Annotated in this window: 29 protein-coding genes; 9 read left to right on the forward strand and 20 right to left on the reverse strand. The window is 28.6% G+C overall.

All coding sequences use genetic code 11. The features are described from left to right. Positions 1-28: 28 nt before the first annotated feature. Both uvrA and Q0617_RS10060 read left to right on the forward strand, forming a co-directional pair. Complete coding sequence (uvrA, locus tag Q0617_RS10055; RefSeq protein WP_298753065.1) at positions 29-2,842, forward strand: excinuclease ABC subunit UvrA; 2,814 nt, start codon at positions 29-31, stop codon at positions 2,840-2,842. Beyond that, positions 2,839-3,144 (forward strand): DUF309 domain-containing protein, encoded by a 306-nt coding sequence (locus tag Q0617_RS10060; RefSeq protein ID WP_298753067.1) that lies wholly within the window; start codon positions 2,839-2,841, stop codon positions 3,142-3,144. Before uvrA ends, Q0617_RS10060 begins: the two co-directional genes overlap by 4 nt. On the opposite strand, the gene Q0617_RS10065 is transcribed toward Q0617_RS10060, so the two are convergent. Continuing rightward, positions 3,137-3,496 (reverse strand): flagellin, encoded by a 360-nt coding sequence (locus Q0617_RS10065; protein WP_298753069.1) that lies wholly within the window; start codon positions 3,494-3,496, stop codon positions 3,137-3,139. The genes Q0617_RS10060 and Q0617_RS10065 overlap by 8 nt on opposite strands. A 189-nt stretch (positions 3,497-3,685) precedes the next feature. On the opposite strand from Q0617_RS10065, the gene Q0617_RS10070 reads away from it, so the two are divergent. Next, positions 3,686-4,747: a CNNM domain-containing protein gene (locus Q0617_RS10070; protein ID WP_298753070.1), complete on the forward strand. Its 1,062-nt coding sequence runs from the start codon at positions 3,686-3,688 to the stop codon at positions 4,745-4,747. Here Q0617_RS10070 and Q0617_RS10075 read toward each other — a convergent pair. Further along, complete coding sequence (locus Q0617_RS10075) at positions 4,744-5,442, reverse strand: hydrogenase-4 component G (RefSeq protein WP_298753071.1); 699 nt, start codon at positions 5,440-5,442, stop codon at positions 4,744-4,746. The genes Q0617_RS10070 and Q0617_RS10075 overlap by 4 nt on opposite strands. Before the next feature lie 137 nt (positions 5,443-5,579). Here Q0617_RS10075 and Q0617_RS10080 point away from each other — a divergent pair, with 137 nt between their 5' ends. Then, on the forward strand, positions 5,580-6,206 hold the full coding sequence (locus tag Q0617_RS10080) for a tRNA-uridine aminocarboxypropyltransferase (RefSeq protein WP_298753072.1): 627 nt from the start codon (positions 5,580-5,582) through the stop codon (positions 6,204-6,206). Between the two features lies 1 nt (position 6,207). Here the strand turns inward: Q0617_RS10080 and Q0617_RS10085 are convergent, their stop codons facing one another. From Q0617_RS10085 to Q0617_RS10120, 8 genes are all read right to left on the reverse strand, one after another. Further along, on the reverse strand, positions 6,208-7,332 hold the full coding sequence (locus Q0617_RS10085; RefSeq protein ID WP_298753073.1) for a hypothetical protein: 1,125 nt from the start codon (positions 7,330-7,332) through the stop codon (positions 6,208-6,210). A gap of 71 nt (positions 7,333-7,403) precedes the next feature. Continuing rightward, complete coding sequence (locus Q0617_RS10090; protein ID WP_298753074.1) at positions 7,404-8,642, reverse strand: OFA family MFS transporter; 1,239 nt, start codon at positions 8,640-8,642, stop codon at positions 7,404-7,406. 80 nt (positions 8,643-8,722) lie between these two features. Further along, positions 8,723-8,944: a cysteine-rich CWC family protein gene (locus tag Q0617_RS10095; RefSeq protein ID WP_298753076.1), complete on the reverse strand. Its 222-nt coding sequence runs from the start codon at positions 8,942-8,944 to the stop codon at positions 8,723-8,725. Further along, positions 8,941-9,858: a class I SAM-dependent methyltransferase gene (locus Q0617_RS10100; RefSeq protein ID WP_298753078.1), complete on the reverse strand. Its 918-nt coding sequence runs from the start codon at positions 9,856-9,858 to the stop codon at positions 8,941-8,943. Before Q0617_RS10100 ends, Q0617_RS10095 begins: the two co-directional genes overlap by 4 nt. A 93-nt stretch (positions 9,859-9,951) precedes the next feature. Beyond that, on the reverse strand, positions 9,952-10,230 hold the full coding sequence (locus Q0617_RS10105) for an RNA-binding protein (protein WP_298753081.1): 279 nt from the start codon (positions 10,228-10,230) through the stop codon (positions 9,952-9,954). A gap of 162 nt (positions 10,231-10,392) precedes the next feature. Beyond that, positions 10,393-10,680 (reverse strand): hypothetical protein, encoded by a 288-nt coding sequence (locus Q0617_RS10110; protein WP_298753083.1) that lies wholly within the window; start codon positions 10,678-10,680, stop codon positions 10,393-10,395. Between the two features lie 68 nt (positions 10,681-10,748). Continuing rightward, on the reverse strand, positions 10,749-11,702 hold the full coding sequence (locus Q0617_RS10115; RefSeq protein ID WP_298753085.1) for a hypothetical protein: 954 nt from the start codon (positions 11,700-11,702) through the stop codon (positions 10,749-10,751). Between the two features lie 74 nt (positions 11,703-11,776). After that, positions 11,777-12,661: an EamA family transporter gene (locus Q0617_RS10120; protein ID WP_298753087.1), complete on the reverse strand. Its 885-nt coding sequence runs from the start codon at positions 12,659-12,661 to the stop codon at positions 11,777-11,779. A 113-nt stretch (positions 12,662-12,774) separates the two neighbouring features. Here Q0617_RS10120 and Q0617_RS10125 point away from each other — a divergent pair, with 113 nt between their 5' ends. After that, a complete protein-coding gene (locus Q0617_RS10125) occupies positions 12,775-13,167 on the forward strand; it encodes a hypothetical protein (RefSeq protein ID WP_298753089.1) in 393 nt (130 codons plus the stop codon). 17 nt (positions 13,168-13,184) lie between these two features. Then, positions 13,185-13,787 carry an HD domain-containing phosphohydrolase gene (locus Q0617_RS10130; protein ID WP_298753091.1) on the forward strand — a complete coding sequence of 201 codons (603 nt, stop codon included), beginning with the start codon at positions 13,185-13,187 and terminating at the stop codon, positions 13,785-13,787. 44 nt (positions 13,788-13,831) lie between these two features. Here Q0617_RS10130 and Q0617_RS10135 read toward each other — a convergent pair whose 3' ends face one another. Together Q0617_RS10135 and Q0617_RS10140 are read right to left on the reverse strand one after the other, a co-directional pair. Then, positions 13,832-14,512, reverse strand: a complete 681-nt coding sequence (locus tag Q0617_RS10135; RefSeq protein ID WP_298753093.1) for a superoxide dismutase — start codon at positions 14,510-14,512, stop codon at positions 13,832-13,834. Between the two features lie 117 nt (positions 14,513-14,629). After that, positions 14,630-15,319, reverse strand: a complete 690-nt coding sequence (locus Q0617_RS10140; protein WP_298753094.1) for an EAL domain-containing protein — start codon at positions 15,317-15,319, stop codon at positions 14,630-14,632. Between the two features lie 144 nt (positions 15,320-15,463). Between Q0617_RS10140 and Q0617_RS10145 the strand changes: the two genes are divergently transcribed. Beyond that, positions 15,464-16,837, forward strand: a complete 1,374-nt coding sequence (locus tag Q0617_RS10145) for an NAD(P)/FAD-dependent oxidoreductase (protein ID WP_298753097.1) — start codon at positions 15,464-15,466, stop codon at positions 16,835-16,837. A gap of 72 nt (positions 16,838-16,909) precedes the next feature. Here the strand turns inward: Q0617_RS10145 and Q0617_RS10150 are convergent, their stop codons facing one another. From Q0617_RS10150 to Q0617_RS10175, 6 genes are all read right to left on the reverse strand, one after another. Further along, the gene (locus Q0617_RS10150) at positions 16,910-17,197 is read right to left on the reverse strand and encodes a ferritin-like domain-containing protein (protein WP_298753101.1); all 288 of its coding nucleotides are present in this window, start codon (positions 17,195-17,197) and stop codon (positions 16,910-16,912) included. 228 nt (positions 17,198-17,425) lie between these two features. Then, a complete protein-coding gene (locus Q0617_RS10155; RefSeq protein ID WP_298753102.1) occupies positions 17,426-17,677 on the reverse strand; it encodes a GlsB/YeaQ/YmgE family stress response membrane protein in 252 nt (83 codons plus the stop codon). Between the two features lie 11 nt (positions 17,678-17,688). Then, a complete protein-coding gene (locus Q0617_RS10160; RefSeq protein WP_298753104.1) occupies positions 17,689-17,892 on the reverse strand; it encodes a DUF3185 family protein in 204 nt (67 codons plus the stop codon). Positions 17,893-18,026: 134 nt separating this feature from the next. Then, positions 18,027-19,262, reverse strand: a complete 1,236-nt coding sequence (locus Q0617_RS10165; RefSeq protein WP_298753105.1) for a permease — start codon at positions 19,260-19,262, stop codon at positions 18,027-18,029. Positions 19,263-19,361: 99 nt separating this feature from the next. Next, entirely contained in the window at positions 19,362-19,928 is a 567-nt protein-coding gene (locus Q0617_RS10170; RefSeq protein WP_298753106.1) for a pentapeptide repeat-containing protein, read from the reverse strand. Between the two features lie 26 nt (positions 19,929-19,954). After that, positions 19,955-20,644 carry an adenosylcobinamide amidohydrolase gene (locus Q0617_RS10175; RefSeq protein ID WP_298753107.1) on the reverse strand — a complete coding sequence of 230 codons (690 nt, stop codon included), beginning with the start codon at positions 20,642-20,644 and terminating at the stop codon, positions 19,955-19,957. Positions 20,645-20,938: 294 nt separating this feature from the next. Between Q0617_RS10175 and Q0617_RS10180 the strand changes: the two genes are divergently transcribed. Then, positions 20,939-21,157, forward strand: coding sequence for a cold-shock protein (locus tag Q0617_RS10180; RefSeq protein ID WP_298753109.1), 219 nt, complete (start codon positions 20,939-20,941; stop codon positions 21,155-21,157). A gap of 48 nt (positions 21,158-21,205) precedes the next feature. Here the strand turns inward: Q0617_RS10180 and Q0617_RS10185 are convergent, their stop codons facing one another. Both Q0617_RS10185 and Q0617_RS10190 read right to left on the reverse strand, forming a co-directional pair. Continuing rightward, positions 21,206-22,285 carry a methyltransferase gene (locus tag Q0617_RS10185; protein ID WP_298753110.1) on the reverse strand — a complete coding sequence of 360 codons (1,080 nt, stop codon included), beginning with the start codon at positions 22,283-22,285 and terminating at the stop codon, positions 21,206-21,208. Between the two features lie 152 nt (positions 22,286-22,437). Further along, entirely contained in the window at positions 22,438-22,584 is a 147-nt protein-coding gene (locus tag Q0617_RS10190; RefSeq protein WP_298753111.1) for a hypothetical protein, read from the reverse strand. A 201-nt stretch (positions 22,585-22,785) separates the two neighbouring features. On the opposite strand from Q0617_RS10190, the gene Q0617_RS10195 reads away from it, so the two are divergent. Next, a complete protein-coding gene (locus Q0617_RS10195; RefSeq protein WP_298753112.1) occupies positions 22,786-23,844 on the forward strand; it encodes a CNNM domain-containing protein in 1,059 nt (352 codons plus the stop codon). Positions 23,845-23,856: the final 12 nt, after the last annotated feature.

A 23,856-nucleotide genomic window follows, 5' to 3' on the forward strand; every position in this document is an offset into this window, starting at 1 on the left:
ACTAATTTACAAAAATGGATAAATAATAATGACAGATTCGATAAAAATATATAATGCAAAAGAAAACAACTTAAAAAATATTAATTTAGAAATACCAAAAAACAAACTTATAGTTTTTACGGGACTTTCAGGAAGTGGTAAATCAACATTAGCTTTTGATACACTTTATGCGGAAGGCCAAAGAAGATATATAGAGTCTCTTTCTGCATATGCTAGACAATTCTTAGATAAAGTAGGAAAACCTGATGTTGAAAGAATTGAAGGATTAACTCCTGCAATTGCAATTGACCAAAAAACAACTTCTAAGAATCCAAGATCAACGGTTGGAACTATTACTGAAGTTTATGATTACTTTAGACTTTTATATGCAAGAGTTGGAACACAACACTGTCACAAATGTAATAAACCTATTTCTAAAATGAGTGCTTCTGATGTAATAGAACAAGTTTTAAACTTGCCAGAAAATTCAAAGATAGTAATACTTGCACCTTTGATAAATAGAAAAAAAGGTTCTTTTGCTGACCTTTTAGAGAGTCTTAGAGGTAAAGGTTATGTAAGAGCTATGATTGATGGAGTTATGGTTAGACTTGATGAAGAAGTAGAGTTAGAAAAAAATAAAATGCATACTATCAAAGTAGTAATTGATAGAGTTGTTGTAAAAGAAGAAAACAAAGATAGAATTGCCCAAGATGTTGAGAAAGGTTTAAAAGAGAGTTTTGGAGAACTTGAAATAGAGATTATGAATCATGAAGAAGTAGGAGTTGAAAAACATAATCACTACTCTGAACATATGGCTTGTTTTGATTGTAAAATCTCTTTTGAACCACTTGAACCCTTAACTTTTTCTTTTAACTCTCCAAAAGGTGCTTGTACCTCATGTGATGGCTTAGGTATTAGATATGCTTTAGATATGAAAAAAGTAATCAATGAAAGTCTTAGTATTGACGAAGGAGCTATTAGAGTTATCTATGGATTTAACAAAGGGTATTATTTTAAGATGCTTAAAGCTCATTGTGAAGCAGCAGGTATTGATACTTCAGTTGCTTTTGATACTTTAGAGGAACATCAAAAAAAATCAATTCTTCATGGTGGTATTGAAGATGCTGTATTTACTTGGAAAAGACATACCCTTACAAGAAAATGGGAAGGTATAGTTAAAATTGCCTATGACATGATAAAAGATGAAAAAGATTTAGGTGAATATATGACTGAAAAGTCTTGTAGTGATTGTGGTGGAAATAGACTTAAACCCTCTTCTCAAGCAGTAAAAGTTGCCAATAAAACAATTTCAGAAATCATTACTTTACCAATAGAAGATGCATATAAATTTTTCCATGATGATAAAAACTTCAAATACTTTTCAAATCAATCACAAATGATTTCAGCACCTATATTAAAAGAGATAAAAGAGAGAATTTTCTTTTTAAATGATGTGGGACTAGGATATATAACTTTAGGAAGAGATGCTAGAACAATTAGTGGGGGAGAAGCACAAAGAATTAGAGTTGCATCACAAATAGGTTCAGGTCTTACAGGAGTTATGTATGTATTAGATGAGCCATCTATTGGACTTCATGAAAGAGATACAAATAAACTAATTAAAACACTTCGTGCCCTACAAGAAAAAGGAAATACTGTAATAGTAGTTGAGCATGATAAAGAGACAATAGAAGCAGCTGACTATATAGTTGATATTGGTCCAAATGCAGGGAAATATGGTGGAGAGATAGTATTTGCAGGAACATTAAAACAGATGATGAAAGCAAAAACCCTAACAGCTCAATATATAACTGGAAAGAAAAAAATTGATTATGTACATAATAGACCCCAAGAGAAATTTATTGAGATAAAAAATGTAACAATAAATAATATAAAAAACCTAGATGTACAAATCCCACTAAAAAACCTATGTTCAATCACAGGAGTAAGTGGAAGTGGTAAATCTTCACTTATTTTACAAACTCTTCTTCCAGTTGCAAAAGAGCTATTAAATCATGCAAGAAAAGTAAATAAAGTAGATGGTGTAACTATTGAAGGGCTTGAAGACCTTGATAAAGTTATATACCTTGACCAATCTCCAATAGGAAGAACCCCAAGAAGTAATCCTGCAACTTATACAGGGCTAATGGATGAAATAAGAACACTATTTTCTAAAACAAAAGAGGCACAACTTAGAGGTTATCAAATAGGAAGATTCTCTTTTAATGTAAAAGGTGGAAGATGTGAGAAGTGTCAAGGTGAAGGTGAAATAAAAATCGAAATGCACTTCTTACCAGATATTATGGTTAAATGTGATGAGTGTTATGGAAAAAGATACAATGCTCAAACCTTAGAAATTCTATATAAAGGAAAATCAATTTCTGATGTACTAAATATGAGTGTTGATGAAGCTATACAATTTTTTGCAAAAGTTCCTAAAATATTTGCAAAACTAGAGACCTTACAAAATGTAGGATTAGGATATATTACTCTAGGACAAAATGCAGTTACACTTTCAGGTGGAGAAGCACAAAGAATAAAACTAAGTAAAGAGTTAAGTAAAAAAGATACTGGAAATACTCTTTATATACTCGATGAACCTACAACTGGGCTACATTTTGCAGATGTTGATAGATTGACAAAAGTATTACACCATCTTGTTGACTTAGGAAACTCCGTACTTGTAATCGAACACAATCTAGATATTATCAAAAATTCTGATTGGGTTATAGATATGGGACCAGAAGGTGGAAGTAAAGGTGGACAAATAGTTGATATAGGTACTCCTGAACAAATTGCATCAAATCATAAAAAATCAGGTTCATACACTGGATATTATTTAGATAAAGAACTTAACTCTTGAGTATAGAAGAGTTTATATCAGCCCTTGAAGAGGAAAGATTTGTAGAAGCACACGAACTTTTAGAAGATGAGTGGAGATACTATAAAAAAATAGAAGAAAAAAGTAAAGCTAAAGCTATTCAAGGACTTATAAATGGAGCTACAGCATTAGCTCTTTTTAGAAAGAATAGACATGAAGCTTATGAAAAAGTTTGGAAAGTATTTAAAAAATATAATCATCTTTTAGAAAAATTAGATAGTAATGCAAAATATTATGAAGCTAGTAGATTATTAGAGTTAAAAAACAGCTCTTTAACTAGCTAGCTTCATTTTCATTTGCACTTAACATTAGCGCTTTTAATCTCATCATCTCATCAGTTGGATATTGAGCTTCAAAATCTCCCCTTTGCACTTTAACAAAAAAATCTTTTGATTCTGCGTTGTAACCAAAACTTAAATTAGTTAAGGTAACTTCATTATAAGTTGAAAAATCACCTTTTGAAACTTCTTCTTTAGGCTTAAGTTCATTGACTTTTTCTTTGTGTACTTCTAAAACCTCTTTAGGTTTCGCATCATTATCAATTTTTTTGCTAGGATCGATTTCATTGACAATTTCACGCACTCTAGCGCTATTCATCTGAAATTCATTCAATTGTGGTATAGGACCAAATTCCATGATAACCTCCTTTTAAATTGATTTATATCTTTATTCATTATTATACATCTTTTTAGATATTTTTGTCAAATATATACTATTTTTAAAAAAAATTTGGTATCATACGAAGTTAATTATATTAAAAAGGAGCAATATCTTGGAAGATACTTCCCAGAGGAATAACTTAAATTTACACACGAGTAGGATTATATGGAATTACTAATATTTCTATTTGTTATAGTTATCGGTGTTTCGTTTTTGTGCTCGATTCTAGAGTCAATTCTACTTTCTACAAATGTTTCTTATATTTCTGTCATAGAAAAAGACAATCCAACTGCTGGAAAACTTTTAAAAACCTTAAAACAAGATATAGATAAATCAATAGCATCAATTTTAATCTTAAATACTATTGCAAATACACTTGGTGCAACAGCTATTGGGGTTCAGGCAGAGTCAGTATTTGAAGGTGATTCAACATTAATTATTGTTGTTTCAATTTTTCTAACATTTATGATACTTTTTGTTGCAGAAATAATTCCTAAAACGATTGGAGCAGTTTATTGGAAACAATTAGCGCCACTTGCAGCAATTATTATTAGGTTTTTTATTGTTATAACTTATCCAATTATATTGATTACTCAATTTGTAACAAAAAAGATTTCAAATGGTAGTTTTTCAAGTGATTCAATTTCAAGAGAAGAGTTAATTCACTCAACACTATTAAGTGAAGAAGAAGGTATTATTGGAGATTTAGAATCTGATATTATTGAAAATACACTTACAATACATAGTATAAAAATTAAAGAAATTTTAACACCACGGTCAGTTATGTATGCAATTGAAAAAAATACAAAAATCAAAGATATTTTAGACGACAAAAGAACTTATAAATTTTCAAGAGTTCCAATATATGATGGTACAATAGATAATATGGTAGGAGTAGTTCTTACTAAAAAGCTATTTAAACAAGCCATTAAAGATAGTGAAGTTACAATAGATACTATTATGACGCCTGTATTTGCATTAAATGAGAATATTCCCGTTTCAAAAGTTTTAAATACATTTATCAAAAAAAGAGAACATATGTTTGTGGTACTTGATAATTATGACCAAACAGAAGGTATAGTTACACTTGAAGATTGTATAGAAACACTACTTGGATTAGAAATTATGGATGAGTCAGACACAATTGCTGATATGAGAAAACTTGCTCTTACAAAAATGAAAAACAAGAGAAAAGAGAGAGAAAAAAAAAGAGCTAATTTAATTTAGCTCTCTTTCTTCTCTTCTTCTTCTAAAGCTTCAGCTGGAGAATCGCCAAGCTCACTAGAGTCATCTTCTTCTTTTTTATCTTTATTTAATAGTTCTGCGATTTTTTTATCTACTTTTTCCAAAGTTTTTTCTTGTGTCAAATAAGATATTTCAGGAAGTTCTCCTCCCCAAAGTTTTTCAGCTTCTTCAAAACCTTTTACAAGACCTTTTCTTGATTCTTTTAAAAGCTCAACATCATCTTTACTAATACCAAACACAAAATTTGAAACTCTTTCTGAAGTCTGTTCTACACCAAAAAAACCTTCATCTGAAACTAATTCCTTAGCTTCATCTGTAGTTAATTGTGTAATTGGTTTTCCTGTATAACCTATATCTTTTAAATTTAGGCCATTAGCAGCTTCTCTACCATCTAAAAAATGGAAAACCTCTTTGTTGTTAAAGATACTATGTAACATGTCTTGGGCTTCTGTATTTGTTTGCACAAACTCTAAGCTTCTAACTTGTACATAAATCTGCATGCTTTGCATCGAAATGGATACATTCACTGCTTGATTATTTATATCATTTTCAGAACTATTTTCAACTTTTGGTATGTTTTTATTGATATTAGCATCAGTATTACTATCTATATTTTGATTAATATTAGAATTATAAGCTGCTAATGAGCTCATTTGAACACTGTTAATACTATTCATTACACACCTCCATTACTATTTAATAATACAATCTTATCTTTACAATTCTTAATACTAGCTTAATATAATGGTGGTATATCATAAAAGTCTTATATTTCTATTAATTCTTTTATAATAAAGTTACAATATAATAAGAAATGGAAAATATTAGAGAATATTGTTACGAATGTAATAGAGCAAAAAAGAGTTGTGTATGTAGTTTTATAAAGCCTTTTAATACAAAAACAGAGTTTATTTTTTTGATGCATCCAAAAGAGTATAAAAAAACTAAAAATAATACAGGAAAGATAACCCACCAATCACTTTTAAATAGTAAAATTTTTGTAGGAATAGATTTTTCACAAAATAATAAAATAAATTCTATCATTAATGATTCAAATAAAAATTGTTTTATTCTTTATCCAGGTAAAGATTCTATAAATTTAAATAATAATTATATTGAAAATAAAAAACAACAAGTGATTTTTCTCATTGATTCTACATGGGCTTGTTCTAAAAAGATACTAAAATCAAGTACAAATCTAAACTCATTACCCAAAATTAGTTTTAATTACGAAAGTAGTTCTGCCTATGAGTTTAAAAAACAGCCTTCTGATTATTGTTTATCAACTATTGAATCTACGTTAGTTATTTTAAAACTATTAAATAAACAAAATATTGAAAATGTAGATAAAAGCTCTCTTGATAATTTTTTAACTCCATTTAATAAAATGGTTGAATTTCAAATGAAAAAATCTAAAGAAAAAAGTATTCGATATAAGTGAGTTATTGAGTTTTTATAATAGATATGTTTTTATTTATGTGGTTTATATCATTTAAAGTAAGAATAAACTTATCATCTAGAACATTTAGCATGAATTTAATCTCTGCATTTGTAAAGCCTTCTGCTTCTTTATCTTTTATACTAATACCCTTTTCATCTATCTTTACTCTTTTTAATTGACCATTTTTATTTTTAGGGTAATAAACTACTCCATAAGTCTTTTGATTAATTTTTTCAATACTTACTATTACTTTGTCATCTTTAACTTCAAAATTATAATCTTCTACAAGTTTTCTAAAATCATCTATTTTGATAAAACCTACATAAAGCTTAGTATATATATCAAAATATAAGTTTAAATCCCTACTATTAAAAAAGCCTAGGTCTACACTAAATCTTTTATTTGACCTTGCTGTGTAAAGTATCCATTTTAGTGTTTGAAAGTATTTAAAGTTGGAGTGGGGAATTGTATTTGCTTCAACATATTTTGCATCTTTTTTCTCACTTGGAAAAGTGATCTTTTTTTCTCTTTTTTTGGCGATTAACTCTTTTAATAAATTCTCATCATCAAAATCTTTTGTAACCCAAATTGTACAATAATCAGGAAAGTTGTTTAATCCAACTGAACCTTTAGTTAGTACAATCAAAGCTTTTACTTCAAGATAAGGGAAAAGCACTTTTAATAAAGCCTGTTTTTTAAATAATCTTTTATTTAAACTTGCAGTCTTTTTAGAAGTACTCATCTCTACAAAATAGATCTCTTTTTTTGTAAAAAAGAGTGCATCAAATTCACTAATATCTTTGTATGAGGCTTTATAAACTATTTGATTACTATTATCTATTAAAAGTCCACTCTTATTTTGACTTACATCTCTTTTTTGGTGGGGACCTTTTAAAATAAACTTATTTATTTCAGAAGCAGTTTTTGCATATTCTAAAAGAAGTTCATAAATTATGTTTTCATAAACTTCACCCTTAAAACTACTATAAAAGTGCTCTAACTCTTCAGTAGGATTCTCAAAATATGCACTTAATCTTTTTATATCATATTTATAGCTAAATAGATTATCTTTTATATTTGTTACATTTAAATTTTTTACATCATCAGATATTAGAAATTGACTCACTACACCACTTGTTATTTTATTTAATTTTATTATAACAAAAGAGTTCTATTTTATAAATTAAAAATAATTTATTAATATTTACTCTTTCTTATTTTATTTATATTTAAAAGCATTGCCAAGGATATAACAAACGCCACCAAGAAAAAGCCTGCAAAAACATAAAGTGTTTGAGAATAACTACCTGTTATATCTTTTACTATAGATATGATTAAAGGACCTACTAATCCAGCTGCCGCCCATGCAGTTAAAATATACCCATGAATAGCACCCAATTCTTTTGTTCCAAAGATATCTCCAATATATGCTGGAATTGAAGCAAAACCACCACCATAACAAGACATAATAAAATATAAAACAAATTGAAATATGATAACCTCTGTAATTGAAGGTAACATATAAAAAGCAATTGCTTGAGTAAAGAAGAAAATTATATAAACTACTGGTCTTGTTAAATAATCAGACAAGGAAGCCCAAACAATTCTTCCTGCACCATTGAATATACCCATAAGCCCAACAGCAGCAGCTGCAGCTAATGCTGATATACCAACAACTTCTTGTAATAAAGGAGATGCAACACCAATAATAGCTATTCCACAAGTAACATTAATAAATAACATCAACCAAAGCCCATAAAACCTAGGGGTTTTAACAGCTTCATTTAGTCCTAAATTTGCTAAATCCTCTTTTATCTTTTTCTTACCCTCTTGTAGTTTTTTCTTAAACTTTTCAGGCATATAGTCTTTATTAGGAGCTTGCAAATATAAAGCAGATAGAGACATTATTACAAAATAGAAAAAACCAAGTATAAAAAAGGTATTTGAAATACCAACTTTTTCTATTAGGATTTTAATAGTTGGACCCCAAATAGCTGAAGCAAAACCAAAGCCCATGATTGCAAGTCCAGTTGCCATACCTCTTTTATCCGGAAACCATTTAACCAAAGTTGAAACAGGTGAGATATACCCTATTCCTAATCCACAGCCACCTAAAACTCCATAAAAGAAATATAATAAAAGTTTTGACTCCATCATAATAGCAAGGCCTGAACCCATCGTTCCTATACCAAAAAAAGCAGCGGCTATTAATGCTGAAACCCTTGGACCATTCTTTTCAACAAATTTTCCCATAAGTGCAGCAGATAAACCCAAAAAGAAAATTGCTATACTAAAAGCTATTGTTACATCAGTAAGATTCCAAGACATTTGCATTTGAATTGGTTTTACATAAACACTCCAGGCATATACAGAACCAATACAAATATGAACGCCTACAGCAGATAAGGCCATAAGCCAACGGTTTTTTTCAGCCATTATAATTCCTAATTTTAATATGATTTTGAATTTTATTATAAGCAAATAAGTTAAAAATAAAAAATTATAGTTAAGTTTAACTATTTAGTTAAATTATACTTTTCAATAAATAGTTTACTATTTTCTTTAAAAGATAATATGCACTTTTTACAAATGCAAGATTTCATTCTTTTATCTTCAGGAATCAAGACTCTAAGTTCCATTGGCACTTTAATAGTATTGCACCAGCAGTTATTATTTGGTATATTTGCTTCACATAAGTTATCTTCGCCACAGAAAGGACATATTTTTGGGTTTGTCAAATTATCTGCCTTTTAAAGACCATATTTTTAAGTGTTTTCTCATCATTATTTGTAGGAAAAGTTTCTAAATTATCTAATCTTTTTTCATATTTAAACTCAGGGGCCAAATTAGCAAACAAATCTTTCATAAAAGTTGTATCCAGTTCTGGAGCATTTAAGCATGACAAAACAGTACAAGTTGGACTTGCCAACTCATTTAATCTTTTGATTATCTTTTCATAATCTTTACTTGCAGCAAAACTTCCCTTTTGAAAAGAGGGAGGATCTATAATTATAATATCATAGGGAGCAAATTTTTTAATTCTACTCCATGATTTTAAAATATTATATGGTAAGAACTTTACTTTACTTGTATCAAGATTATTAATTCTGTGATTTTCTCTACCTACACTCAAAGCACCTTTTGACATATCTACATTTACAACTTGTGAAGCATTTGATGCTATTGCTGCTACTGAAAAAGCACAAGTATAGGAAAAAAGATTTAGTATATTTTTATTTTTTGATATTGAAGATATAAACTCTCTACCTGCTTTCATATCTGGAAATAAGCCAATATTTTGATTTGTAAAATTGATATTATATTTTAAGTTATTTTCTTTTATTTGTAAATTGTTTGGTAAAGTTCCCTTTAACACTTCACAAAAGTTATCTTTTTGATATCTTTTTTGCAAAACTAAGCAGTGGAACTCTTTTTTTTCACAAATTTGCTCAAATATACTTTTTAAATCTTTTTCTAAAGATTCATCCACAGCTTCAAATAGAGTTACAAACAATATATCATCTAAGCTATCAACACATAAATAATGGAAATTTTGATAATAGTTTCCCCTACCATGAAAAACCCTTTTAAACTCTTTTGAATCATCTTTTAAATTTAATAGTATTAATTCTTTTAATTCATCAATAGTCATAATTACCTTTGTATTTTAAAAAGTTGGGGGAGGAAGTTGTAGTAGAGGTCTGTATTTAAAAAGGGTAAATACCCCTTTTAAAAAGTTTTTAGATTAATAACTATTATTGAATTCTCTTCTTGGTCTTTCTTCTTTTGGTTTAGCTTCATTAATTCTTAAAGTTCTACCATCAAATTCTTTACCATTTAGTTCTTCAATAGCTTTTGACGCTGCGCTATCATCATTCATAGAAACAAAACCAAAACCTTTTGCTCTACCTGTATCTCTATCTGTAATTAATTTTACACTACTTACTTCTCCATATTGAGAAAATAAAGTAGTTAAACTCTCTTCTGTTGTACCGTAAGACATGTTACCTACATAAATTTGCATTTCTTCTTTTCCTTTAAATATGTATATTCTAATGATTATTATACATACTTAAAAACATAAATTTTACTGTTAGTATAAAGTCATTAAAAAATATACACAATTATACAATAAAAATTTAAATTTTAGAAACTTTTATGGATTTTTTTTAATACTAATATGTTTTTAACTAAGTTCAACAGCGCAATTATCGCAATTCTTTCTAAACCAACCACGTCCTGGAAAATTTCCACATTTTGGACATTTCCAAAAAAATAAATAATAAATACCATAAATAACAAATCCAATAACAGAGATATTAAACCAAACATCTTCGCTATATCCAAATAATTCATCTAAACCTTTTACAGTAATTACAATGCTAGGTGCTAATAAAATAAAAAACAGTGCAGCAATTACTTTAGCCTTTAAAATAACTTTTGCAAACTCTTCTTTTATATTCTTTTGACTCATCAAGGTCCTTTTTATTTTCTATTATTATATTTATTATCACTTAAAAATAGATTTTAAAATTCTAATATTTATTTGTCTGTTAATAAAGAGTTATATATAGACTTAAAGCGTTTTATATTGTATTGTTTATTAATCAATTTTTTAACTCCCTCTTTTTCATTTAGATTTCCATGTATTAAAATAATATCTCCATCGCTTATTTCTCTATTTGATTTTACTAACCAATTATTTGTGCCAAGTGGTATAAGTGAAAAATCATAAACCAAAGAGTTTATTAGTTTTTTATTTGATACTAAACCTGGTAGTCTAAATAGCATAGAAGGAGTTTGATTATTTAATATCAACATTTTTTCCACTTCTATAATTTCTTCATTTAAATTTGTTTTACTGTTAAGCATAAAGTTTTTTGATAACTCTTCCTTTGGATTATAGTAATGATTTTTTGAGTGGTTTATCCATGTGATATCAAGATTTTGATTATGAATAAGTGAGAAAAACTCTTTTTTATGATCTTTTACCCATCTATAAGTAATAGCAATTGCTATTGGTATTTTTTTCTTTGATTCATTTAAGTTCAAAAACTCCTCAAAAAGCTCTTTTTCATAACCTTTCTTAGAAGATGGACACATATCAATTGTAAGGTATATCTCATTTTTATTTATATGAAAACTATCATTTATTCCTGCATTTGCTAAAGGTCTAGAGTTCTTAAGTGCTTTTTCTTTTAAAATATTATAGTTAGTTTTTAAAAGAGATTTTTCAGCAGTTTTTTTAAAACTCTTTTTTTTATTTTCTGTTACTATCGAAGTTTTTAAAGTATCTAAATTTACGATTAAGTAGTATTTATTGGCATTGTATTCATATGACCTTATCGCCATAAACCTATTCTTATCTTCTAAATAAAACTCTTTTATAATAAAATAGTTTTTTATCTTTGAAGTATCTAGTTCAATCTTCGCTTTTATAGGAGTTATCAAAAGATATGAGAATATAAACAAAAAGATTAAACTCTTATTTATCATGTTGTTCCAATGAAATAGTTTTAAATATTATAGATAAATAAAGATTAATTTCTTTTATTAGTTTTATATGACAATTATGTACTCTTTTTATTCTCTAAAAAATTAACTATTTTTTTACCCAACATAGAAATACATAATCCAGACAATATTAAAATACCACCAATAGCCTCTATGTTAGTCAATTGTTCATTAAGTAAGATATTTGAACTAACAATTCCAACAACTGGTATAAGCAATGCAAAGGGAGTAACAAGCGCAGTGTTATAGTTTTTAAGTAACCATCCCCAAATAGCAAAAGCAACTAAAGTTGAAATATACCCAGTATATGCAAGTGAAGTCCAAGTTTTAATGCTAGAGTTAAATAATAGAGTTAAAGGCTCATGTGTTTCAAATATATATGAAAGTATAAAAAGAGGAAGTGGAGGAATTAAACTTACCCAAACCATAAAATGCAATAAATTCACACCTTTTATTTGCTTCATTATGATATTTGAAATAGACCAAAAAATAGCAGCACTAAGTATTAAAATAAGTCCTAAGAACGTAATATTAGTATTTACATTAAAAAAGAAAAATCCAAAACCAGTAAAGGCAATCAACATACCTATTAGCTGTGACGTGGAAATCTTTTCTTTAAAAATGATTACACTAAGAATAATTGTAAATATAACTTGAGCTTGTAATAGTAAAGAGGAGATTCCAGCACTTGCATCTGCTTTCATCGCAATAAATAAAAATGAGAATTTTAAAACACCTAAAAATAATCCTACTCCTAATACATTCCAAATAGATGTTTTGGGAAAAGGTATAAAAAATATAGCCGGAATAGCCACTATAAAAAATCTCAAAGATGAAAAAAGTATAGGAGGCAACTCTTCAAGTCCAAACTTTATAACTGAGAAATTAACTCCCCAAATTAAAACAACTAATAAAGCTAATGTTACACTTTTTAGATTCACTTTATATCCTAATAATTATTTTGTAAGTCTACTACTAAAAAAATCTATTTTCATTAACCTATGTTAATTTATATCTATTTTTTGATAAAATTGACAAAATATAAGGAAATATCTTGAATAAACCACTTAATCTTTTTGCCATAACACTTATTTCTATTTTTGCTGTTTATTTATATGTGTTAGGAGAAAATAAAACAATAGAAATAATAAAAAGTGAATATCTTTTTATCTTAGGACTTATTGTTATTAGCTTTGTATTTTTATATTTTAAATTTAAACTAAAAGATTATGAAATAGTAGATTTCAATCAAAACAGTAAACCATCTTTACAATCAACTATTTTATTTTTTCTTATCTTTCAAATTGTAGATTATATATCAGAAGATGGATTTATAGGTATGATTTCACAATGGTTTATGTACTGGGTTATGGGTGTAATTGCCCTACTTTTAATGGAAACAATCAACTACTACAAAAATTATAAACTATTACAAAGAGTAAAATAAAAATCAAAGGATTTTCTATGAAGATGTTTAAAGAAGAAGAAAATGTCGTATGTGAATGTTCAAAAGCACTTTTGTTAGCATTAGGACAAAAAGATGAACATACACAATTACACTCTGAACGAGTAGTAGAACTTTCAAGTGAAGTAGGAATCGCTCTAAAATTAGACATAAATCAAATAAAAACTTTACGTATTAGTGCAGCATTTCATGATATAGGAAAAATTGGTATTCCTGATAATGTTTTATTAAAACCTAGCTCTTTTAATGACGAAGAGTGGGAAATAATGAAAAGTCATGCTATAAATAGTGAAAAGATAGTAAACACTCTAGACTTTGAAAATAGTGATATTATAGCAAAGGCTGTACGACATCATCATGAATATTATAATGGTAATGGTTATCCAGATAGACTCAAAGGTGAGAGTATTCCTATTTATTCGAGAATAATTTCTCTTGCAGATAGCTATGATGCTATGTCATCACCACGACCTTATCATAACAAAAGATTACATGCTGAAATTATGAAAATTTTAGAAGAAGAAAATGGAATAAAACATGACCCAAAAATATTTGAAATTTTTAAAAATATTATTCAAATAAGTAAATATAAAGTCAATTGAAAACCTATCTCTAAATATTATTCTGCAATAAGTCTATATAATATTTAGCTAGTAACTCTCTCTTCTTCAATAAGTGATTCAACATAATTACATAAATCACTATTATCATTACAATCTTTAATGGAATTCGGATCACCTAACTCATTAATTATTGATAATCTAGAAGATACGAAATCCCAGTCAATTAGCTTCCACCAATTTTCTAAATACTCAGCTCTGACATTTCTATAATCAATATAATAAGCATGTTCCCAAACATCAACAACCATAAGAGGTTTTAACCCTTCTGTCAACGGAGTTAAAGCATTTGAGGTTGATACAATTTTTAAGGCTTTATTTTCATCTATTACCAGCCAAACCCATCCTGAACCAAAATGTGTTGTTGCTTTAGAAATAAACTCTTTTTTTAATGCATCAATAGAACCAAAAGTATCTATGATTAGATTATTTAATTTAGATGATGGCTGCGAAAACTGTTTTTTTAATCCTTTAAAAAATAAGTCATGGTTATATATTTGAGCAGCATTATTGAAAATTGCACCATCTGAGTGTAAAATAACATCTTCTAAATGCATTTTTTCATATTTAGTTCCTACAACTAACTCATTTAGTTTATTGACATAAGTTTGATGATGTTTATCATGATGGTATTCTAAAGTTTCCCTTGACATAAAAGGAACCAAAGCATCATAACTATAAGGTAGTTTTATTAATTCATGTTTCATAATACATCCTTTCTATAGTCTTTATAAGAAAATCATATAGCAAGCATATTAAGAAAAAGTTTATTATTTTCAACTAACTAGATTTTTTAATTACTTTTCTTAAAACCTAAAAGACAATTAATCAAAAACATCACCTTGCATATATTCTGCTGTTAAGTTTTCAGCAAGCATTAACTCTTCTTTGCTTTTTATATGCTTTATAATTGACTTAGTATTATTATCTTTTGCAAAATTAATTACAAAACTTAGAAGACTTTTATAAGATTTATTGCTTATAGTTTTTTCCAATATTGAATTGTTTATTCTTATATAAGTAGCTTTTTCAATCTCATCGAAAGATACTGCATATGTAAAATCATCAAAGATATTAATAATAAATTCAAACTCATGTTTTATCAACCACTTAATCATCTTCTCTTTTATCTTTAAGTTGTCATCGCTCAAACTACCTTGATATAAAATATTAATAATAATTCTATGTTTATATTCACTTAAATACTCCTTCCAAAACTTCCTATACTCTTTTTCACTAAAAACAGCTATATCAAAATACAAAATTAGTTTTTTTGATTTGTCTGCATTAATTATTTGGTGATGTTTATTCTTTTTTTCTAGATGAAAAAATAGTTTTTCATTGGATTGTAGTCTTGAAAAGAATTCTGTACAAGAAATCTCTTCACCATGTAAAACAAATTTAGATAAAGCTTCATAAGCAAAAATATCTTTTGTACCGGTTTTAAATATTGGAGTATATATAGTAGAATAAGTCGATTGCGTAATCAACTCTTTTATATTTGGTTTTTTCATACCAAAGATTATTATATAAAAATTTCAATTTAGTGACATCCAAAAAATTCGAAGCTGACTAATTTACTTTTAGAACTTAATTATATATACTAAACAAAGAATTAATAAATATTACATACAATATAACAATGTAAAGGCTAAGATATGAAAAAGTTTGATTTAATAATAATTGGAGCAGGAAGAGCAAGTAATCTAGCAGTAAGTGCTGGAAAAGCAGGTAAAAAAGTTGCCATTATAGAAAAGTCAGCCCTTGGAGGAACTTGTCCAAATAGAGGCTGTGTACCATCTAAACTACTTATTGGTTATGCTCACGTGGCGAATGTAATAAAAGAATCAAATAGACACTTTATAGACTCAACAATAAATAAAATAGATATAGAAAAAATATTTCAAGATACAAATGAATATATTGCAAATGTAGATGAAAAATATAACAGTAGATTTAATGAAAATGTTCAAGTATTTAAAGGCGTAGGTTCTTTTGTTTCTAATAATGTAATAGAAGTAAATAATGAAAAACTCACAGCTCCTCAAATAGTAATAGCAACAGGCACCAAACCAAAAAAACCAGGACATGAAAAAGCATGGACAAGTGATGATATATTTCCTTTAAAGGGTAAAATTCCAAAATCAATCACTATAATAGGTGCAGGTTTTATTGCTTGTGAATTAGCTAGCTTTTTTTGCGCTGTAGGAATAAAAACAACACTATTATCAAGAAGTCAAGATATATTAAAAAAAGAAGATAATGAAATTTCAGAAATATTTAAAAGTGAATTTAGCAAAAAAGTAAATATAGAGTTTGAAACTACAGCTGAAAATATAGACTATAAAAATGAACAGTTTTTAATGACACTTGAAAATAAAGATGGCATAAAAAAACCTCACATAACTGATGCCCTACTTTATGCTATAGGAAGAGAATCAAATACTCCAAGCCTAAAATTAGAAAATACCTCTATAGAAACTAATGACAGAGGATACATCAAAAGAGATGAATTTCTTGAAACAACAGCAAAAGGTGTTTATGTAGTAGGTGAAGCAGCAGGAGTTTATATGCTCCAACATGCAGCTGCTTATGAAGTAAATCACTTAGGTAAGATTTTACTTGAAGATTGTAAAGAACCCTTACACTTCAAATATATGCCCCATGCAGTTTATACTGAACCAGAAATTGCAAGTGTTGGTATCACAGAACAAGAGGCAAAAAAACAAAATATAGAATATGTAAGTACTACAACAAACTGGCTAGCAAGTGCAAAAGCTATGTCAACAAGACTAGAATACCCAGTTACAAAGTTTATAATCAATCCTAAAAACTATGAAATACTAGGTTGTCATATGATAGGACCAGAGAGTTCAACAATGATACATCAAGTCTTAACTGTAATGCAAATAGACAATGATATAAGACACCTAAAAAAGATGCTTTATATCCATCCAGCAATGAGTGAATCCCTTCTTCCAGCAGCTGTTAAAGCAGTAAAAGAGGTAGAGAAGTATACCTCTAATACTTAGATAAGATTTTATTTTTTATAGATATTTATACCTATAGTATTTACAAATTATACTTTTTTATTGCAAATACTTTCAACTATGTGCAATTGGCTTTTCTGTAAAAAGATAATCTTTTAACTCTTTATCAAAAGATGAATCTTTTCTGCGAATCCATTCTAATACCATAGCAGCATGCTCTTTTTCTTCATCTCTATTATGTGCTAAAATAGCTCTTAGTTCCTCATCTTTACAAGCATCCACTCTTTGATTGTACCAATCAACAGCCTCTAATTCTTCCATAAGTGAAGTTATAGCTCTATGCATATCTTTCGTTTCATTACTGAGTTCATCTATGGGTTCGTGATAACCTTCATTTGCCATTTTTAGCCTCCTAGTGAAAAATTTGTGTCTATTTTTATCTTATAAAAAATCTGCAAAAAATTTCTTAATTCATAAGAACTAATCATTAGACTTAAGTTAGTATGCTAAATTTTCTTAATTTTAGCAATAACAAACAATAATATCTTTACTTTCCAAAATTCATTGTGTAATTTCTTTTACTTTAAATTTCTCATTACAACAAGAATTTGAAGTTCTTCAATACTTAACTTATCCCTTTTTAACCAAACCAATAAAAAATAACAAAATAACTGCACCAATGGTAGCTGTAATAATAAAACCTATTATTCCTCCAGTTGTTAAACTCAATAAGCTAAAGACAAAACCACCTAAAACCGAACCAGCAATACCTACAATAATATTACCTATAAGTCCAAATCCTCTTCCCTTCATTATGTTACCTGCAAGCCAACCAGCCAACGCACCAATAGCTAACATTGTAATTAAACTTGTTATATCCATAGTATCTCCTTTTAATTTTTAATAAAAAGATAAATGCCAACAAAAAAACTAATGGCACCACCAATATAGAAAGTCATAACCCTATCTGTATTTGCACCAGTTACAACTTCTGTTATTTCTGATTGAATAGATGAAGATAACTCATATCCCCAAATCAGAAGTCCAATACCTAAAACCAATAAGACTATACCAGTAATTTTCCTGTTAATTACCATCTTGCACTCCTTGAAAATTCATAAGCTATAATTATAATATCTGAATATTTAGTGAATATACATTAGAAAAAATTTATAGCTTATTTTATAATTAAATGACTAAAAAAAACTCATATACTACATTGCCCTCAATCTTAATTTATACCAATTAATTTAAGAATAAGTCCACCAAATAGCCAGAAAATTGCAAAAATAGAAATTATTCTCAATAACCATTCTGTTTTAGAAACTTGATTACTACCGTGTTCATGTCCTTCATGATTCATTGTACGGGTTTTCCACCATAGCAAACCAAGAATCCCACTTACAAATAAAAAGATTATGTTCAATACAAATCCATAATCTAACTTAAACATATCACGTTTAATAATAGAATTTTCACCAGTAAAATTGGGCAAGATATCAAAAGCTGCAAAACCATAATGCAATACAAGTGAAGTAGCAACCAAACAACTTAATAAAAGTATCATAATATACAAGGCCATTTTCCAACCGTAATATTGTGCATTTATACGTAGTATTGGTAATACCACTAAATCAGAAAATATAAATGCCATAACACCAGCAAAACTAACACCATGATCAAATAAAAGAGCAGCTAAAGGAATATTTCCCATTGAACCTATAAACGTCAGAAATGCTGCAATTGGTCCAATCAATGTTTGAAAAAGAACTTCAAAAAAACTTAACTCTCCTGCATTTGCTGTTCCTGAACCTATAAAAAGTGTTTCAAAAAATTCTTTTGGAACAAAAGCAGAGATAATCCCAGCAACTGTAAAACCAATAAGAACATCTTTCCAAACCATTTGCCATTCCATAACATATTTCATGCCAATTTGTTGCCAGCCTTCTTGTGAAGTGATTTTCTTCTTCCAGTTTGAAGTCTCTGGGGCATCACCTTCTTCATCATTTGATAGATGTTCTCTTGCATTTTCTATAAGTTTTTTTGGATTGGTTAGCTTCACAAAAAGCCAAGCAAAAGCAATAAGTAAAATACCACCGATATACTCTCCTACAATAAATTGCCAACCTAGAAATATACCAATAACAATCCCTAATTCAATAACAAGATTTGTGGAAGCTAATAAAAAGGCAATAGAAGGAATAAACCCTGCACCCCTTTGAAAAATGGCGCGGGTTGTTGAGAGTGCTGCAAAACTACAAGAACTGGAAATAAATCCAAAAAATGTACCCAAGGCTACACTTTTGAATCCTTCCTTACCCATCTTCTCTTGCATACGTTTTTCAGTGACTAATACTTGAATTAAACTGGAAATAAGATACCCAAAAGCAAAAGCCCAAAGAGCCATCCAGAAAAAGCCAAGACTTGTCATGGCTGCTTGTGACCAAGATTGCAGAAAATAATCCATAATCTTCTCCTTTATTTATCAATATTGATATTTAAAACTACATATTGATATTTTGAATTGATTAAACTTATTTATATTTTCTTGATTGTTTTATTTTATTTATTTTAACTTAATAGGAAGTAAATTTAAAAAACTTAATGCCTCAGGAAGAGAGAATTGTGCTTTTTCTATATCGTTATATTTTGGGTCTATTAGATAGTTCTTTGAAGTTTCAAAATTTGATTTTTTTAGATTATTACTTAAAAATACTGTTTGTTCAAGATTGCAATTATCAAAAAGTGCACGTTCAAGATTACACTCTTCAAAGCCTGCGTCTTTTATCAAAGAGTTTATAAATTTCATTTGTCTCAAATCCAAAAGATGAAAAGAGTTTTGGGAAATATTACAAGAATCAAACACTACATCAAAAGGCTCTTCGCAAGAGCTCCAAGATATACCAAGAAGTTTTGAGTTTTCAAAAGTTACGTCATTGAAAACACAATTTTTCAGTGTACTTAAAGACAAGTCACAAGAGATAAAAGTACACTCTGTAAACTTACATCCTTGCATATGGCTTTTAGAAAAATCACATTTTGTAAAAGTACAATTATCAAAATAAATAGAGTCAAATTTTTTATCATCATACTCTATGAACTCTTCTTCCCAGTAATCATTTGCATTAAACATTTTACTTCTTTTTTACTCTAATTTTACTATTTAGATAGACTTGGAGTTGCAAATACATAGGATTTGTCATTCATAGATTTATTAAGACTGCTTGAACATGCTTTTATCACAACACGACCAATTAATTCTCCCAACAATGTATGTTTACCACAGTAATCAAATGCCCTATTGCCATAAGGAGAAAAAACAGCATGACTATCAGTGCCTGTTCCACTAGCTAGTAAATTAGAAATAGGACTAAGAATACCTGCATCATGTACTGCTGTAACCTTACTCTCTGTGAGCATAATTAGAGCTTCAGCCATTGCAGCATCACTCAAAGGTTGGTTGACATACAGCCAAATATTTATAGTACCTGGAGAGCTTTTTTCATCAGCTATATCACCTACTCGCCGTACATTACTAAGCCCACTTGTAACCCAACACTCTACGCTTAGTCCCTGAGAGTTTTCTATGCTGTGACCTAAAGATTTCATTGACGCTGCAGTCATCATGGCGGTAGTTGGCTGAGGCAAGGCTAGTTCAGTAGCTTTATTACTCAAAGTCTCCTCAGGTGCTAACAATGGCATAGATATTTCTTTATCTACCTTTAGATTCAAAAAAGAGCCTACATCACACAAACCACCATTCAACACTGCTGAACTTAATACTCGACAATTAGTTGGTGGAATAAGGACAAGATAATCAGGATGAGTTATCAACTTGATTTGAGACATAAATTTTACCCTTTATTTTCACTAGCAATTCAAAACTTCTTACTATCTTTTTTTCTTTGCATTTTAAGAAAATTCTGCTTTATAAATAGAATGAAAGTTCTCCTTTATTTTGAACTTTAAGCTTTTTAATTTTATTTTAGATACACTGAACCATTGAAAGATGATTTCGAATTTCATCTATGGCATGCTTTATATTGATAACCTACAGTTGACAGTAAAATCACACCACAAGATAGCTTCATGATTAGATTTTATATAACACAATAATATTGTGTATCAACAAAAGGAATTACAATGGCAGAATTAGTAAATGGATCAGTTAAATGGTTTAACAGTGAAAAAGGTTTTGGATTTATCGAACAAGAAAATGGTGGAAAAGATGTATTCGTACACTATAGAAACATTAACAGTAATGGATACAGCAGAGTTTCATTAGAAGATGGTCAAAAAGTTACTTTCGAGGTTACTCAAGGTGAAAAAGGTCTTCAAGCAGAAAACGTTACTGCACAATAACCTTATATTATAAGCGGTTTTGCCGCTTATAAATCTTCAAGTATGCAACTATTTTTTAGGTGCTAAAACCCATAATTCAACTTTTTCATTCTCTCTTGAATCAGTACGCTTTGTTCTTTTAGATGAAGCTCTCACATCCCGTCTAAGATGTAACTCTTTTCTAAAACGATTATTATTACGTAGTTCTTCTATTATAGGATGAGTACTCTCTTCATCTACTACTTGTGCTAAGTTTGAAAATATCAAAACTATTTTCCCCTCAGGATTAAGATGCTTTAATGCTTCTTCAAAAAACCTTGGAAAAAGTTCTTCTTCAAAATATATGGCTTTATCAATCCCCTCTTCTAATTTGTGTTTTGCAAGTAACCATGGAGGATTAAAAACAATCAAATCAGCTTTGATATCACAATTTTCAAATAAATCACCATGATTAAGTCTAATATTCTCTTCATAACCTAATCTTTTACTTTCTTGGGCAACACCAATGATTGCATTTTTATTTGTATCTGTTGCAAAGATATTTTCAAAACCATTTTGGATTAACTGAAATGATAAAACACCACTTCCTACTCCAATTTCTATAACCTGCTGTTTTGAACCCTCATATTTTTTTAACCATTTATCAAAAAGTTTTAAATGGTCAAATCTAGTAGGAAAATATGTCCCATAAAAAGGATGAAGCTTTATATCTAAAGTTTTAACTTCAATTCCTTTTTGATACCACTGCCATGAGCTATTCATCCCTTGAACATCAGGAAAGCTTACATAAAACTCAGAAACATCAGTGTATAACAACTCTAACCAACCAATTGTTGGAGCTTTTTTAACTAGAAGTTTATTATCTTTTACTTTTAATAATAATCTATGTGAAGCTTCTCTAAATGCACTTCGATAGTCACGTTGACCTTGAAAACTTTTGTCTTTATATTTTCGTAAAAGTTTCTTTTTTAGTTCAGATAAAACCTCTAAGCCATTGCTATAATACTCTTCAACAAGAACATATTTCCCTGCAATCATCTCTTCTACAGTTGCTTTTGTATCCATTTTACGATAGAAATGTATAGCTTCAATCTCTGAAGTTATAATATCTGGTCTATCAGCTTGGATAGTCAATAAATCTTTATTCATATAATTATGCCCTTAATATTGTATGGCAGTTTAGTATATAAAGGCTTTATTGTTGTTTGGATTTAGATATTGATGGTTTTGAGTAAAGAATATGACTATTAATCTAAGTTCTATATTGAAAATATAATTAAATAGTCAAAGAAGGGTTCTTTTTAGATTTCTTCATCGCTTGAACTAGAAGTCTCTTCATTAGTCTCTGTACTTTTTAAGGCTTCTTTTTTCTTACGTTTTTCTTCTTTCTTTTTCTGTTTTTCTAGCTCTCGAGCTCGCTTTTCATAGTTATAATTTACTTTAGCCATTTGCTATCCTCTTTTTTATATTTGGTATATTTTTCACATAAAAATGCTAATTATTGATACTGTGTCAATAACCTATCTTAACACATTCTTCTGTATATTTGATTAAGTGGGATAGAAAATCTTCTTTTTTAAATTTTTCTTTTTAATAAAAAGTTTAATAAACTCCTATATAATAATATAAAGTTTTTAAGAGGGAATATAATGTTGATATTTATCTATTTTTCTATTGCAGTGGGTGTTTCTTTTGTCTGCTCCATATTAGAAGCGGTGCTTTTAAGCATAACAGCTTCACATATTGAAGTTGTAAAAAGTAAGAATGAAAAACTTGGCAACTTGATGTTTAATCAAAAAGAGCAAATCAATATCTCAATTGGTGCTATTCTTACTTTAAATACCTTTGCCCATACTTTAGGTGCAGCAGGTGTAGGTAGCGAAGCTGTAAAACTCTTTGGTGAAGAGTTTATGTTTTATATCTCTGCTGTTTTGACTATTTTGATTTTAGTATTTAGTGAAATTATTCCTAAAACCTTGGGAGCAAATTATTGGAAAAGTCTTAGTGGAGTTTCCACTCATGTTATTTCTTGGCTTGTTTTTATAACTTATCCTTTAGTTGTAACTATGAATAAAATCACCATTTTTATAAGTAAAGATGATAAAGGCTCAATCTCTAGAGAAGAAGTTGCAGCTGCTGCTAGTATTGCACAAGCAAATGGTGCACTTAAAGATTCAGAAAGTGATATGATTGAAAACCTCTTAAATTTAGATGAGATAAAAGTAGAAGAGATACACACCCCAAGAAGTGTTATGGTTTCTTTGAGTAAAGAGGAACTATTAAACTCATTTGATAAAAAAAACAGTACTATAAATTTTGAAAAGATAAAGGCTTATTCTCGTATTCCTATATATGAAGGGGAGATTGACAATATTATTGGACTAATTATTTCAAAAGAGTATTTTTATGAGTATATAAGTAATAACTTAGAAAATAAAGAAGATATTATAAAGCCTGTTTATAAAATCAATGAAAATATTCCTATATCCAAACTCCTAAATCTCTTTTTATCTCGAAATGAACATCTTTTTATAGTTACAGACAACTATGAACAGACAAAAGGTGTGGTGACTTTAGAGGATGCGATTGAGACACTGTTAGGTGTTGAAATAGTAGATGAATTAGATCATGAAGTTGATTTAAGAGAAGTGGCAAAAGTAAAAATGAAATTATTACGTAAAAAGATTTTACAGCAACAAAATCATTAAAAATATTTTTAT

The sequence above is a fragment of the uncultured Arcobacter sp. genome (assembly GCF_937982575.1).
In the GTDB taxonomy this organism is placed as follows: Bacteria; Campylobacterota; Campylobacteria; order Campylobacterales; family Arcobacteraceae; genus Arcobacter.

Excerpts from the sequence above, each read along its gene's own strand:
- uvrA (WP_298753065.1), top strand. The coding sequence starts at position 29 with ATGACAGATTCGATAAAAATATATAATGCAAAAGAAAACAACTTAAAA.
- Q0617_RS10065 (WP_298753069.1), bottom strand. The coding sequence starts at position 3,496 with ATGGAATTTGGTCCTATACCACAATTGAATGAATTTCAGATGAATAGC.
- Q0617_RS10070 (WP_298753070.1), top strand. The coding sequence starts at position 3,686 with ATGGAATTACTAATATTTCTATTTGTTATAGTTATCGGTGTTTCGTTT.
- Q0617_RS10075 (WP_298753071.1), bottom strand. The coding sequence starts at position 5,442 with ATGAATAGTATTAACAGTGTTCAAATGAGCTCATTAGCAGCTTATAAT.
- Q0617_RS10080 (WP_298753072.1), top strand. The coding sequence starts at position 5,580 with ATGGAAAATATTAGAGAATATTGTTACGAATGTAATAGAGCAAAAAAG.
- Q0617_RS10090 (WP_298753074.1), bottom strand. The coding sequence starts at position 8,642 with ATGGCTGAAAAAAACCGTTGGCTTATGGCCTTATCTGCTGTAGGCGTT.
- Q0617_RS10100 (WP_298753078.1), bottom strand. The coding sequence starts at position 9,858 with ATGACTATTGATGAATTAAAAGAATTAATACTATTAAATTTAAAAGAT.
- Q0617_RS10105 (WP_298753081.1), bottom strand. The coding sequence starts at position 10,230 with ATGCAAATTTATGTAGGTAACATGTCTTACGGTACAACAGAAGAGAGT.
- Q0617_RS10110 (WP_298753083.1), bottom strand. The coding sequence starts at position 10,680 with ATGAGTCAAAAGAATATAAAAGAAGAGTTTGCAAAAGTTATTTTAAAG.
- Q0617_RS10115 (WP_298753085.1), bottom strand. The coding sequence starts at position 11,702 with ATGATAAATAAGAGTTTAATCTTTTTGTTTATATTCTCATATCTTTTG.
- Q0617_RS10130 (WP_298753091.1), top strand. The coding sequence starts at position 13,185 with ATGAAGATGTTTAAAGAAGAAGAAAATGTCGTATGTGAATGTTCAAAA.
- Q0617_RS10135 (WP_298753093.1), bottom strand. The coding sequence starts at position 14,512 with ATGAAACATGAATTAATAAAACTACCTTATAGTTATGATGCTTTGGTT.
- Q0617_RS10140 (WP_298753094.1), bottom strand. The coding sequence starts at position 15,319 with ATGAAAAAACCAAATATAAAAGAGTTGATTACGCAATCGACTTATTCT.
- Q0617_RS10145 (WP_298753097.1), top strand. The coding sequence starts at position 15,464 with ATGAAAAAGTTTGATTTAATAATAATTGGAGCAGGAAGAGCAAGTAAT.
- Q0617_RS10150 (WP_298753101.1), bottom strand. The coding sequence starts at position 17,197 with ATGGCAAATGAAGGTTATCACGAACCCATAGATGAACTCAGTAATGAA.
- Q0617_RS10155 (WP_298753102.1), bottom strand. The coding sequence starts at position 17,677 with ATGGATATAACAAGTTTAATTACAATGTTAGCTATTGGTGCGTTGGCT.
- Q0617_RS10160 (WP_298753104.1), bottom strand. The coding sequence starts at position 17,892 with ATGGTAATTAACAGGAAAATTACTGGTATAGTCTTATTGGTTTTAGGT.
- Q0617_RS10165 (WP_298753105.1), bottom strand. The coding sequence starts at position 19,262 with ATGGATTATTTTCTGCAATCTTGGTCACAAGCAGCCATGACAAGTCTT.
- Q0617_RS10170 (WP_298753106.1), bottom strand. The coding sequence starts at position 19,928 with ATGTTTAATGCAAATGATTACTGGGAAGAAGAGTTCATAGAGTATGAT.
- Q0617_RS10175 (WP_298753107.1), bottom strand. The coding sequence starts at position 20,644 with ATGTCTCAAATCAAGTTGATAACTCATCCTGATTATCTTGTCCTTATT.
- Q0617_RS10180 (WP_298753109.1), top strand. The coding sequence starts at position 20,939 with ATGGCAGAATTAGTAAATGGATCAGTTAAATGGTTTAACAGTGAAAAA.
- Q0617_RS10185 (WP_298753110.1), bottom strand. The coding sequence starts at position 22,285 with ATGAATAAAGATTTATTGACTATCCAAGCTGATAGACCAGATATTATA.
- Q0617_RS10190 (WP_298753111.1), bottom strand. The coding sequence starts at position 22,584 with ATGGCTAAAGTAAATTATAACTATGAAAAGCGAGCTCGAGAGCTAGAA.
- Q0617_RS10195 (WP_298753112.1), top strand. The coding sequence starts at position 22,786 with ATGTTGATATTTATCTATTTTTCTATTGCAGTGGGTGTTTCTTTTGTC.